Here is a 12,377-nt window from a genome sequence, read left to right on the forward strand (position 1 = left end):
CTAGTGGCCGTCCGGCATCGTCGTGCCGTCATGGGTGATGCGCCCGTCTTCCAGCTGGATGATCCGGTCGGCGAGGTCGAAAATGCGGTTGTCGTGGGTGACGATGATGCAGGCGCGGTCGGCGGCGACCGCGACTTCGCGCAGCAGGTCCATCACCCGGCGGCCCGAACTCGCATCGAGCGCGGCGGTCGGCTCGTCGCACACCACCAGCCGCGGCTCGTGGACCAGCGCGCGGGCGATGGCGACGCGCTGCTGCTGCCCGCCCGACAGCTGGTTCGGCAGCTTGTCGGCCTGATTGCCGATGTTGAGCCGCTCGAGCATGGCCTTGGCCCGTTCGCGCGCTTCGAGCCGGCCCATCCCTTGCGCGATCAGCGGCACGGCGGCGTTGCTGGCGGCGTCGATCGAGGGGATGAGGTTGTACTGCTGGAAGATAAAGCCGATGTTTTGCAGCCGGAACTTGACCAGCTCGGTGTCCGACAGTCTGTAGATATCCGTCCCGAACACCTTCACCTCGCCCAGCGTAGGGTAGAGGATCCCGCACATGATCGAGATCAGCGTGGTCTTGCCCGACCCGCTTTCGCCGACCACGAAGGTCAGCTCGCCGGCGCGGATATCGGTGTCGATGCCGTGCAGCACGGTGATCGTCTGCTGTCCCGCCTTGAAGTCGCGCGTGACCCCGCGGGTGCAGATCGCGGCATCGGGTTTGCAGCCGCCGATGGCAGAGGGATCCATTATCGTCGCCATCATCTGAACACCGAGGCGGGTTCGGTCTTGAACACGCTGCGCAGCGCCAGTGTGCCGGTAATCGCCAAAATCACGATGACCGCGCCGAGACTGATCAGCGGGATCTGCCAGGGGATGTAGAAGCCCTTGAAGAACGGATTGCCGCTGAAGGCCCACATGAAGCCGACCGTGCCCAGCACGCCGAAGCCATAGCCGATGAAGCCGACCAGCCCGGCCTGCGCCGCGACCATCCTCAGGATCCGGCCATTGGTCACCCCGATCGCCTTCAGAGCACCGAACTGCTTGATGTTGTCGCGGATGAACAGGCTGAAGGTCAGCCCGACAATCGCCACGCCGACCACGAAGCCGAGCACCACGGTGATCCCGAAATTGGTCGGGATGCCGGTGTTCTCGATGATGAAATCTACCCCCGCCTGGGCGAATTCGTCGCGGGTTTCGGCCTTGAGGCCGGTATCGCGCTCGATCCGGTCGGCGACTTCGGCGGCGGTCTGCCCCTCGCTCACCCCGACCAGCACAAAGCTCAGCCGGTTGCGCGTGCCCGGGACATAGCGCAGCGCCTGGCTGTATTTGGTGTAGAGCGTGACCTGGCTGGTGAAGCTGGGAATCGAATCCGCGATTCCGCGGATCACCGCACGCTGGTCGTTGAGTTCGAGCCGTTCGCCAATGGGGTCGACATCCGCGCCGAACATATTGATCGTGCCTACGTCGTCGATGATCACGCTGTCGGGCTGCGACAGCACGTCGATGCTGCCGCTCGCCATCCGCTTGGGCAGGCCGATCAGCGTCGCATCGTCGACCCCGATGATGGCGACGCCTTCGAGATCGCCGTCCTTGGTCCGCACCGATGCGGCGGCGCGCAGATGCGGCACCGCCCATTCCACCCCGCGCACCCCGCGCACCTTGTCGAGCGCGGTCGAGGGCAGGGCATAGGCGACATCGGTGGTGCGGCTGACCGGGTCCATCACCCATACCTGCGCCTCGCCCACATTGTACGCACCGCTCGCCCCGCGTTCGATCAGATTGACGAAGATCGTCAGCTGCTGGGTGATGAGGAGGGTGGAAAAGGCGATGCCGAACAGCAGACCGTAGAACTTCTGCCGGTCCCCGGTGAGCATGCGGATGGCAATCCAGATCACGCGGAACCTTTCCGAAGGGCGGGGTTGCGGAAGAATGCGAGTCGCGCCATTATTGAACGGCAGCGTTTAATTGAACGGAGTCGTTCATTTTGTCAACTCCCCCGGTCAAGCGAATCGGTCGCCCGGCAGACGAGGCCAAGCACGCGGCAATCGTCGAGGCGGCATCGCATGCGTTCTTCGATGTCGGCTATGCCGCAGCTACGATCGAGGGCATCGCGGCGGAAGCCGGGGTGTCGAAGGTCACGGTTTACAACCATTTCGGCGACAAGCGCGCGCTGTTCATTGCTGCTGTGGAGCAGGAATGTGGCGCAATGCGCAGCCATTTCGCAATCGATCCGGCCGGTTGCGGTTCGATCCGCGACCGGCTGCGCGCGATCGGCACGGCGATGGTGGCGTTCCTCTCACGCGAGGAGATGGTGCAGTTCGACCGGCGCATCGCGGCCGAGACCGAGCGCGATCCCGAGATCGGCCTGGTGTTCCTCGAAAACGGCCCGCGGCGGATGAAGCAGCTTTTTGCGGCGATGCTGCAGGTGGCGGTCGGGCGCGGCGAACTGGCGATAGGCGACACCGATCTCGCGACCGAACAATTCGTCTCGATGTGCAAGGGCATGGGCGATCTCGAACGTCGATTCGGCGCGCCGCGCGATGCGGAGCTCGACCGCAGGCGGATCGACGGCGCGGTGGAGGTATTCCTGCGCGCCTATGCGGTCGATTAGCGCAATCGGAAATTCGCGCAGCCGCAACCGGCGCGTCAACTTGCCATTCACCGCCTTGCGCCTACATTGGCGGGGAACGAAAGGACTCCGGTTTCGATGAACGACGACCAGAACCAAGAACCGCAGGGCCCCAACACCTGGGTCAAGAGCCTGATGATCTGGGGCGGCATCTTCCTCGCGCTGCTGCTGGTTGCCACCATGTTCGGCAATTCCGGGCAGGGCGCGGGCTCCGAAATCGCCTATTCGAGCTTCCGCCAGAAGGTTGCTGCAGGTTCGGTCGAGGAGGTCCAGATCGGGCCCGAGCTGATCACCGGCAAGATGAAGGACGGCGAGTTGTTCACCACCGTCCCGGTGACCGCCGACACCAGCCTGCCCAAACTGCTCGAAGAGCAGGGCGTGCGCTTCACCGGCGCCCCGCGCGAGACGATGAGCCCGCTGCTGCTGATCCTGATCAATTCGCTGCCGTTCATCCTGATCCTCGGCATCGCCTTCTTCGCTTTGCGCCAAGTTCAGAAGGGCGGAGGCGCGGGCGGCGCGATGGGCTTCGGCAAGTCGAAGGCCAAGATGCTGACCGAAAAGCAGGGCCGGGTGACCTTCAACGATGTCGCGGGCATCGACGAAGCGCGCGAGGAGCTGGAGGAAATCGTCGAGTTCCTCAAGGATCCGCAGCGCTTCTCCAAGCTCGGCGGGCAGATCCCCAAGGGCGCGCTGCTGGTCGGCTCGCCCGGTACCGGCAAGACGCTTCTCGCCCGCGCGATCGCGGGTGAGGCGGGCGTGCCCTTCTTCACCATCTCGGGCTCGGACTTCGTAGAGATGTTCGTCGGCGTTGGCGCGAGCCGGGTGCGTGACATGTTCGAACAGGCGAAGAAAAACGCGCCCTGCATCGTCTTCATCGACGAAATCGACGCGGTTGGCCGCTCGCGCGGGCACGGCCTCGGCAATTCGAACGACGAGCGCGAGCAGACATTGAACCAGCTGCTGGTCGAGATGGATGGGTTCGAGGCCAACGAAGGCATCATCATCATCGCTGCGACCAACCGGCCCGACGTGCTCGATCCTGCGCTGCTGCGCCCGGGCCGCTTCGACCGCCAGGTGGTGGTGCCGGTGCCCGATATCGAAGGGCGCGAGAAGATCCTCGACGTGCACATGAAAAAGGTGCCGCTGGCCCCCGATGTGAACCCGCGCACCATCGCGCGCGGCACGCCCGGATTCTCCGGCGCGGACCTTGCCAACCTCGTCAACGAAGCGGCGCTGCTCGCAGCGCGGCGCAACAAGCGCCTCGTCGCGATGCAGGAGTTCGAGGACGCCAAGGACAAGGTCATGATGGGCAGCGAGCGCCGCAGCATGGTCATGACCGACGACGAGAAGAAGATGACCGCCTATCACGAGGCGGGCCATGCGCTGGTCTCCATCAACGAGCCTGCCTCGGACCCGATCCACAAGGCGACGATCATCCCGCGCGGCCGCGCGCTGGGCATGGTGATGCGCCTGCCCGAGCGGGACAATTACTCCTACCACCGCGACAAGATGCACGCCGACCTCGCGGTCAGCATGGGCGGGCGCGTGGCAGAGGAGCTCATCTTCGGGCACGACAAGGTTTCGAGCGGTGCCAGCTCCGATATCCAGTACGCGACCCGGCTTGCACGCAACATGGTCACCAAATGGGGCATGTCGGACAAGCTCGGACCGCTGCAGTACGAAGAGCAGCAGGAAGGCTACCTCGGCATGGGCCAGTCGGCCCGCACCATGGGCTCGGCCGACACCAACAAGCTGATCGACGCCGAAATCCGCAGCCTGGTCGAGAGCGCGCACAAGCGGGCGACAAATATCCTCAAGGCGCAGGAGGACAAGCTCCACCTGCTCGCCCAGGCGATGCTTGAATATGAGACGCTGACCGGCGACGAGATCCGGCAGCTCCTGGACGATGGAAAAATCGACCGGCCCGAAGCGCCCCAAGGGCCTGCCGTGGTAAGGCCGGTTGCCGGGTCGGCGATCCCCAAGGCGGGCAAGAAATTCGGCGGTGGAACGGCTCCGCAAGGGGCCTGATCGGCCACTTTGGTCATCCAACCCGCGCCTGTCGCTGCGGGCAGGCCGATCAGCCTTTGGCGAGCTTGCGTTCGATTCCTTGCCATAGTGCGGCGATGCACCGCGCGCTCGGGCTTGTGGAGGCAAAGTCCCCCACCGGTGCCCGGCGAACCGCACATTGCTCGATCGCGCTCGACCACGGGATCACAGGCCAGTTGGGGTTAGCTTCCAGTGCTGTGCAGTGCAATGTCCGGCGCCGGTCAATCATCGACAGCACTGGCAGCATCGGGGGGTGCCGCTTGCCCGATTCCCTGACCGCTTCGGCCACCAGCTCGAACGCGCGGCTGGAAAGCGGTGACGGGGGAAGCGGCACCACCACCAAATCGGCCGCGCGCAGCACCTGTGCGCTGACCTCGTTGAGCACCGGCGGACAGTCGAGCACGATCCGCGGATAGACCTTGCCCAGTCCGGCCGCAATGCTGGCCAGGCGGCGCTTCTTGCCGATACTGGCCAGCTGCCGGTCGAGCGCCCACAGGCTTTCGTCTGCAGGTAGCACGTCAAGTCTTGGGTATGCGGTCGACTGGATCAGGCTGAGCGGATTGCGTTCCCGTGCGAACATTCTGCCGGCGCGTTTCTTGCGGGAAGGGTCGAGTCCCATGAGGAAAGCTGCGCCCCCGGCCGCGTCAAGATCCCACAACAGTGTTCGATGTGTGCCTTCGGCAGCCGAGCACCACGCGAGGTTCGCGGCCAGCGTCGTCTTCCCGACTCCGCCCTTCACACTGTAGACCGCAATGACTGGCATCGCCCTAGAACGCCCCCAGCACCAGAAGCGCCTGCAGAAACAGAATCACCACGATCCAGATAAACAGGCTCAGCGCCATCAAACGCCACAAGGCGGAAAAGCGCGACAGCGAATAGGTGCCGCGCAATTGCTTGTAGAGGTGGATCGGCGGGATCACCAGCAGCGCAGCAAACACCCCGAAACCGAGCGCGTCGATCGTGCCGAGGAGCGACAGGGTTATGAACAGCAGCGACATGAAGGCGAGCGAGTAGGTCACGAAGATCGCGTGGTCATAGGCCTTGTATTGGCGCCGCCACAGGAACAGCAGCCACACGAAGGGGATCGACAGCGGGATCAGCAACCAGCTGAATTTGTAGCTGTTGCTCTGAAGCTTGTAGAGCATCAGCGTAGGGTTCTTGCGCCACTTGGCGACAATGCCCTCGTCGATCGACTTGATGCCGGTGATATTGGCGTCGATCTGCACCGGGCTACCGGCCCTGATCCGGCCGCCCAATGTCATGCCGTCGATCATATCCTCGACCGCTTTCAAGTCACTTTCCGCCTCGCTGCGGGCCGGGGCGTCCGCCGGAAGGCTGGCGATGACCTTCTCCAAACGGTCCCTCTCCGCCTCGAGACCACGGCTCGCCTCGGCATGGGTAGCGCCGGAAATCTCGGGGCTGATATCGCTGGGCGTCGTCAGACCCACCGCCTGGAAGACCGCGAACATGAGGAAGACGGAGAACAGGAACATCGCCATCGGGCTGACGTGGCGGGCGCGCTTGCCTTCGATGTATTCGCGGGTCAGCCGGCCCGGCTTGAACAGCAGCAAGGGCAGGGTGTTCCACAGTTTGCCGTCGAGATGCAGCACCCCATGGACCAGATCGTGCAGGATGCCGGAGATGCTGCGGTGGATATGCGCCTTTTGCCCGCAAGCCTGACAGAAGCTGCCGACCAGCGCGGTGCCGCAGTTCAGGCATTCGCCACCGGGCTCGCCATCGGGCGGTATGGCATTGCCCTGCTTTCGCCCGGCAACCCGCGCCCACAGCCCGCCTTCGCTTGCGGTGCCAAGCGCTTCGCCGATCTCGCTCATGAACCCTCCCCAGGTGTCCGGAACAGTATAGTGGCGCACATTGCGCGCGCAACGAAGCTGTGCTTGCAATCGGCGGCGTCAGGGCCAAGATGTAGCCAATGGAGCTGTTCGGTCTCGATGCAACTGTGCTGTCCCTGGCGATCGTCGCAATCGGCTTCGTACTGTTTGCCGGGATCGAATTGCTGGTCCCGTTTCGCAGGCTCACTCAGCCCCGGCTGCGGCGCTGGGTGACCAATCTGGCGCTGTTTGCGCTCGACAGTCTGGCGCTGCGGATTCTGTTGCCGCTCGCCATGATCGGAGCCGCGCTGGTCGCCGAGGACAGGGGCTGGGGCCTGTTCAATGCGCTCGACTGGCCGCTCTGGCTGGAGGCGCTGCTGACAATCCTCCTGCTCGACCTCGCACTCTACTTCCAACACTGGGCGACGCATCGCATCCCGCTGCTGTGGCGCATGCACCGGGTGCATCACGTCGATCGCGATTTCGATATCACCACCGCCGCGCGGTTCCATCCGTTCGAAATCGTCCTGTCGATGGTCTACAAGATGGGGGTGGTCGCCCTTTTCGGGATGGCTCCGCTCGCGGTGTTCGTCTTCGTCACCGGCTTCACGGTTCTGACGCTGTGGACCCATTCCAACCTGTCGCTGCCGCCGGCGACCGAACGGGTGGTGCGCGCGGCGATCGTCACTCCCGACATGCACCGCATCCACCATTCGGTGATCCGGCGCGAGACCGACAGCAACTACGGCACCTTCCTGTCGGGCTGGGACCGGCTGTTCGGCACCTATGTAGGCGAAGCGAGCAGGCCGCAAAGGTCGATTGCCATCGGCCTCGCCAACTATCAGGACGACCGTCCGACGCGGTTCGGCTGGAGCCTGCTGGTTCCGTTCCTGCCCGACCAGGGTGAGGAAAGGCATGAGTAAGGCGCGGCAAAACGAAAAAGGGCCGCCCGAACGGGCAGCCCTCGTTTCTTGTATCGCCGGAAGCGATCAGCCGTCGTAGTCGCCGCCGATGCTGGTCGAGCGCGCGGGGGCCGAGGCGGTGATCCGGAGCGCTTCGGCCGACTGGCTGAGCGAGCCGATTTCATCCGCCTCGTCTTCGTCATCCGGCAGAATCTTCTGCAGGTTGACGACCACCGCCTCGTGCAGGTCCTTCGGGCGGATCGTCTGCTCGGCGATTTCGCGCAGGGCGACGACCGGGTTCTTGTCGCGGTCGCGGTCGATGGTCATTTCGGCCCCGCCCGAAATCTCTCGCGCGCGCTGCGCGGCAAGCAGGACGAGATCGAACCGGTTGGGGACCTTGTCGACACAATCTTCGACGGTTACGCGCGCCATAGGGCACTCCGATAGGCTGGTGTTTGCAGGAAAGTGCGCCACTTAGGGTCGGGCCGGTGCGGAGTCAAGGAAATGCGCCCCGGTGCAGGGCGCGCTTGCCGTCAGCCGCGACACCCGCCACATAACGGCGATGGAAGCCAGTCCCGAGCCGCGCGCGCACGATTATCTCGCCCCGTTCGAGGTCCAGGATCAGGGGCATGTGTTCGAGTTCCTGCCCGATGGCGTGCACCGGTTTGACGCGCTGCTGTCGCTGATCGACCGGGCGGGAAGCTCGATCGACATGTTCTACTACATGTTCCAGGACGATCCTGCGGGGCGCGAAGTGGTCGAGCGACTTGCCGCGGCGCAGCGGCGCGGGGTCGCGGTGCGGCTGGTGGTCGACCGGTTCGGCACCGACGCGAAGGAGGATTTCTTCCAGCCAATCGTCGATGCGGGCGGGCGCTTTGCGGTTTTCAACCCGCGCTGGAACGTGCGCTACCTGATCCGCAATCACCAAAAGATCTGCGTGATCGACAAGGACATCGCTTTGCTCGGCGGGTTCAATATCTCCGAACACTATTTCATGCCGCCGGAAGAGAACGGCTGGGCCGATCTCGGCGTGATCGTGCACGGGCCGGTGGTGGCCGACGTGTGCAGGTGGTTCGGGTTAATCTCCGACTGGGCGGAAAACCCCAAGGCCCAATACCGCGCGATCCGCACTCTGGTGCGCGACTGGAAACCGGGCAAAGGGCCGGTGCAGTTCCTCGTCGGCGGCCCGACGCGCATCCCCAGCAGCTGGAACCGCAGCGTCAAGCGCGATCTCGCCAGATCGAAGCGACTCGACATGGTGATGGCTTATTTCTCGCCCCCGCGCAGTTTCCGGCGGCTGATCCGCAAGCTGGCGAAACGGGGCGAAGCCCGGCTGGTGATGGCGGGCAAGTCTGACAACGGCGCTACTATCGGCGCGGCGCGTGCGACCTATGGCGCAATGCTCCGCGCAGGTGCCAAGATCTACGAATTCGATCCATGCAAGCTGCATATGAAGCTGATCGTGATCGACGACGCGGTCTATTTCGGCAGCGCCAATTTCGATCACCGCTCGATCCGGGTCAATATGGAGCTGATGGTGCGGGTCGAATCGGCAGAACTTGCAGCCAAGGTGCGCGCAATGGTCGATACCATGGTCGATGCCTCGGTCGAAATCACCCGCGCGCAGCACCGCCGCGACGGCGGGGTGTTCACCCGCTTCAAATGGTATGCCGGCTGGTTCCTGGTTTCGGTGCTCGACTACACCGTGGCGCGCCGGCTCAACGCGGGATTGTAAAGCTCAATCGTCGCCGTATCCGCCGTATTGCTCTTCGTCGGCCAGGTCGCTGAACCGGGTGATGCGCGCCTCGAAGCGTAGGCGCACCTTGCCGGTCGCGCCGTGGCGCTGCTTGGCGACGATCAGTTCGGCGAGGCCGTGGACCCGTTCCATATCTGCGACCCATTTGGAGTGATCGTCGTGCACTTTGGCATCGTCGGTTTCGACCGGCTGCTTGGGCTCGCGCGAGGCGACATAATAGTCTTCGCGGTAGACGAACCAGACCATGTCGGCGTCCTGTTCGATCGAGCCCGATTCGCGCAGGTCGGACAGCATCGGGCGCTTGTCCTCGCGCTGTTCGACCGCGCGGCTGAGCTGCGAGAGCGCGATCACCGGGACTTCTAGCTCCTTCGCCAAGGTCTTCAGACCGCGGCTGATTTCCGAAATCTCGTTCACCCGGTTGTCGTTTGCTCGGCCCGATCCCTGGAGCAGTTGGAGGTAATCGACCACGATCAGCCCGATCGGATGCTTGCGCTTGAGCCTGCGTGCGCGGGTGCGCAGCGCGGCAATGGTCAGCGCAGGCGTATCATCGATATAGAGCGGCAGTTCGGCGAGCCGCTGGCTGGCAAAGCTCAGCTTCTGGAAATCGTCGCGGCTGATCTTGCCCATGCGCAGCGCTTCGGAACTGATCCCCGCCTGTTCGGACAGGATACGCGTCGCCAGCTGGTCGGCGCTCATTTCGAGGCTGAAGAATGCAACCCCCGCGCCGACCGATTTCTCGATCCCGTCGCGCTGGTCACGCAGCAGGCGGTCGGCGCAGTTGAAGGCGATATTGGTCGCGAGCGAGGTCTTGCCCATGCCCGGCCGCCCGGCGAGGATGATGAGGTCCGAATCGTGCAGGCCGCCGATCCGCTCGTTGACGCTGGTAAGACCGGTGGTCTTGCCCGATATATGCCCGCCCGAATTGATCGCGGTCTCGATCATTGCCAGCGCCTTGGTCGTCGCGGCGTTGAAGCTCGAGGCCTCGTTCCCGCTCGCCACCCCTTCGGCGACCTTGAACAGCGCCGCCTCGGCCTGCTCGACCTTCTGCATCGGTGCGACGTCTTCGCTGGTGTCGAGCGCGCCTTCGACCAGGTTGCGCCCGACGCTGACCAGTTCGCGCAGCAGGGCGAGGTCGTAGATCTGCTGGCACAATTCGCGCGGGGCGAGCAGGCCCTGCCCGTCGGCAGTCAGCTGCGCGAGATAGGTGATCCCGCCCAGTTGCTTCAATGCTTCGTCGGCTTCGAAATAGGGCTTGAGCGTGACCGGGGTGACCACCGCACCACGATCGAGCAGGCGCAGGATACGGTCGTAGATGCGCTGGTGCACCGGCTCGAAGAAATGTTCAGCGCGAATCGCGATCGGCAATTCCTCGACCACCCGGTTGTCGATCAGCACCGCGCCGATGAAAGCGGCCTCGGCCTCGATATTGTTGGGCAGCATGCGCCCCTGCACGCCGCTGGCGGCACTGTCGGAATCGGGGCGGTCGAGGAGATCGTGGTCGGGCATCGACGGTGCTTTGCGCGCCGGATGGGTCCGATGGCAAGTGCGCGATTGCGACACTTGGCTGTGGATAGCGGGGATGGTTACCGAAAGGCTTGCCGAGAGGCGCAGAAGTCTGCGAAACACAGGCGGACCATGCCTGCGCCCGATCCTTCAGAAAAATTCCGCATCGCGCATATCGCGCTCGACGAGGACACGATCCTGTGGCGCAATGCCGATATCGAGCAGGAACGGCGGGTCGCGATCTACGACCTGATCGAGGACAATGTGTTCAAGCCGATTCGCGCGGTCGAGCGCGGGGTCGAAGGCCCGTTCCGGCTTAAACTGGCGGTGATGGACGGTCGGCTGGCAATGGAGATCGCCACCTCGGCCGGCGAAGTGGTCGAAACGCTGATTCTTGGCCTCGCCCGGTTCCGCCGCCCGATCCGCGAATATTTTGCCATTTGCGACAGCTATTACCAGGCGATCCGCAAGGCGACCCCGGCGGAGATCGAGACCATCGACATGGCCCGCCGCGGCATCCACAACGAGGCGGCCGAGCTGCTGATGGAGCGGCTGGAGGGCAAGGTCGAAACCGATTTCGCCACCGCGCGCCGCCTCTTCACGCTGATCTGCGTACTCCACATCAAGGGCTGAGGGCAGGATGGGCCGTCGCAGCAACCCCAAACGGCGCATTGTCATGCGCGTGCTCGCTGCATTTCTCCTCGTCGCCCTGGTGGGCGGCGCATGGCTCTGGTGGACCTTGCAGCACTGGACCCCGCCCGAAACTGAGCATCCCGACCAGGGTGCCTATGTAGGCGAGGCCGACGGCGCTGTGAAGTTTCGCACGCTGGGGGCGCTGGGCGCGAGCTTCGTCTATCTCGCGGCGAGCGAGGGGGACGAGGGCAAGGACGCGCGGTTCACAGCCAACTACGCAGCGGCACGCGAGGCCGGGCTGCAGGTCGGCGCGGTGCACCGGTTCGATCCCTGCGCCATGGCCGACGGGCAATCGGCCAATTTCGTCACCATCGTTCCGCGCGGGAAGGAACTTCTGCCGCCCGCCATCGAGCTCGATGTGACGGCCAAGGACTGCCCCGAGCGGGTGAGCGACGCGGCGGTGGAAAGCGAGCTGATGACGCTGATCAACCAGATCGAGACGCACAGCGGCAAGCCGGTGATCCTCAAGATTTCGCCCGGCTTCGAGGACACCTATGCGATGGCGAGCCGGATCGAGCGCAATCTGTGGCTCACCCGCACCCGCCTTGCGCCGACCTACGGCGGGCGCCCCTGGTTGATGTGGACCGCCAACGATGCTCTGCTGAGCGAGGCGTCAGACGAACCGATCGACTGGGTGGTGGTCCAGCCGTGAGCAGGCGTTACGCCGCTTCGAGCGCGAATAGCGGAAGGTCTTCCGGGCGCGGCAGGCTGCCGTCGTAGTCGGGCAGCGGGCGGAACCCGCGTTCCTGCAGGCGCACGTCTCCAAGCCCGGAGACATTGAAATAGCTCAGCCGGTAGTCTTCCGGCCCGCGCCAGTTCTTGGCCGGATTGAACGCGCTGACGAACATCGCATCGTGGCGCACGAAGATCTGGTGCGGCGCGAGAGTCATCTCCGCGCCGTTGTAGGTCGTCTGGACGAAGCGCCACTCGCTGATCGCGCGCGACAGCGTCTCAATCCGCTCAACGCGTCCTGAATCCGGTTGCTGCATTGCACCATTATCGGGCGCGAGGGCGATCTGCGCAAGGGTGAAGCA

At 64.3% G+C, this 12,377-nt stretch carries 13 protein-coding genes; 6 read left to right on the top strand and 7 right to left on the bottom strand.

The features are described 5' to 3' along the window. Together NSO95_RS01520 and NSO95_RS01525 are read right to left on the bottom strand one after the other, a co-directional pair. Positions 1 to 732 carry an ABC transporter ATP-binding protein gene (locus tag NSO95_RS01520; RefSeq protein WP_257594374.1) on the bottom strand — a complete coding sequence of 244 codons (732 nt, stop codon included), beginning with the start codon at positions 730 to 732 and terminating at the stop codon, positions 1 to 3. An 11-nt stretch (positions 733 to 743) separates the two neighbouring features. After that, the gene (locus tag NSO95_RS01525; RefSeq protein ID WP_257594375.1) at positions 744 to 1,880 is read right to left on the bottom strand and encodes an ABC transporter permease; all 1,137 of its coding nucleotides are present in this window, start codon (positions 1,878 to 1,880) and stop codon (positions 744 to 746) included. A gap of 89 nt (positions 1,881 to 1,969) precedes the next feature. On the opposite strand from NSO95_RS01525, the gene NSO95_RS01530 reads away from it, so the two are divergent. Together NSO95_RS01530 and ftsH are read left to right on the top strand one after the other, a co-directional pair. Further along, positions 1,970 to 2,596: a TetR/AcrR family transcriptional regulator gene (locus NSO95_RS01530; protein WP_257594376.1), complete on the top strand. Its 627-nt coding sequence runs from the start codon at positions 1,970 to 1,972 to the stop codon at positions 2,594 to 2,596. Between the two features lie 96 nt (positions 2,597 to 2,692). Further along, the gene (gene ftsH, locus NSO95_RS01535; protein WP_257594377.1) at positions 2,693 to 4,642 is read left to right on the top strand and encodes an ATP-dependent zinc metalloprotease FtsH; all 1,950 of its coding nucleotides are present in this window, start codon (positions 2,693 to 2,695) and stop codon (positions 4,640 to 4,642) included. Between the two features lie 49 nt (positions 4,643 to 4,691). Here ftsH and NSO95_RS01540 read toward each other — a convergent pair whose 3' ends face one another. Beyond that, positions 4,692 to 5,423 (bottom strand): ParA family protein, encoded by a 732-nt coding sequence (locus NSO95_RS01540; protein ID WP_257594378.1) that lies wholly within the window; start codon positions 5,421 to 5,423, stop codon positions 4,692 to 4,694. 4 nt (positions 5,424 to 5,427) lie between these two features. Then, positions 5,428 to 6,492, bottom strand: coding sequence for a DUF3667 domain-containing protein (locus NSO95_RS01545; protein ID WP_257594379.1), 1,065 nt, complete (start codon positions 6,490 to 6,492; stop codon positions 5,428 to 5,430). A gap of 98 nt (positions 6,493 to 6,590) precedes the next feature. On the opposite strand from NSO95_RS01545, the gene NSO95_RS01550 reads away from it, so the two are divergent. After that, positions 6,591 to 7,412, top strand: coding sequence for a sterol desaturase family protein (locus NSO95_RS01550; protein WP_257594380.1), 822 nt, complete (start codon positions 6,591 to 6,593; stop codon positions 7,410 to 7,412). A gap of 66 nt (positions 7,413 to 7,478) precedes the next feature. Here the strand turns inward: NSO95_RS01550 and rpoZ are convergent, their stop codons facing one another. Beyond that, positions 7,479 to 7,823, bottom strand: coding sequence for a DNA-directed RNA polymerase subunit omega (gene rpoZ / locus NSO95_RS01555; protein ID WP_257594381.1), 345 nt, complete (start codon positions 7,821 to 7,823; stop codon positions 7,479 to 7,481). Positions 7,824 to 7,953: 130 nt separating this feature from the next. Between rpoZ and NSO95_RS01560 the strand changes: the two genes are divergently transcribed. Further along, positions 7,954 to 9,126, top strand: coding sequence for a phospholipase D-like domain-containing protein (locus NSO95_RS01560; RefSeq protein WP_257594382.1), 1,173 nt, complete (start codon positions 7,954 to 7,956; stop codon positions 9,124 to 9,126). Positions 9,127 to 9,129: 3 nt separating this feature from the next. Here NSO95_RS01560 and NSO95_RS01565 read toward each other — a convergent pair whose 3' ends face one another. After that, entirely contained in the window at positions 9,130 to 10,653 is a 1,524-nt protein-coding gene (locus NSO95_RS01565; protein ID WP_257594383.1) for a replicative DNA helicase, read from the bottom strand. A 129-nt stretch (positions 10,654 to 10,782) separates the two neighbouring features. Between NSO95_RS01565 and NSO95_RS01570 the strand changes: the two genes are divergently transcribed. Then, positions 10,783 to 11,283, top strand: coding sequence for a UPF0262 family protein (locus NSO95_RS01570; protein ID WP_257594384.1), 501 nt, complete (start codon positions 10,783 to 10,785; stop codon positions 11,281 to 11,283). Positions 11,284 to 11,290: 7 nt separating this feature from the next. Then, positions 11,291 to 11,995 (top strand): glycoside hydrolase family 25 protein, encoded by a 705-nt coding sequence (locus tag NSO95_RS01575; protein ID WP_257594385.1) that lies wholly within the window; start codon positions 11,291 to 11,293, stop codon positions 11,993 to 11,995. A gap of 7 nt (positions 11,996 to 12,002) precedes the next feature. Here the strand turns inward: NSO95_RS01575 and NSO95_RS01580 are convergent, their stop codons facing one another. Beyond that, positions 12,003 to 12,332 carry a hypothetical protein gene (locus tag NSO95_RS01580; RefSeq protein ID WP_257594386.1) on the bottom strand — a complete coding sequence of 110 codons (330 nt, stop codon included), beginning with the start codon at positions 12,330 to 12,332 and terminating at the stop codon, positions 12,003 to 12,005. Positions 12,333 to 12,377 lie beyond the last annotated feature (45 nt).

Source organism: Parerythrobacter lacustris, from assembly GCF_024626475.1.
In the GTDB taxonomy this organism is placed as follows: Bacteria; Pseudomonadota; Alphaproteobacteria; order Sphingomonadales; family Sphingomonadaceae; genus Parerythrobacter_A; species Parerythrobacter_A lacustris.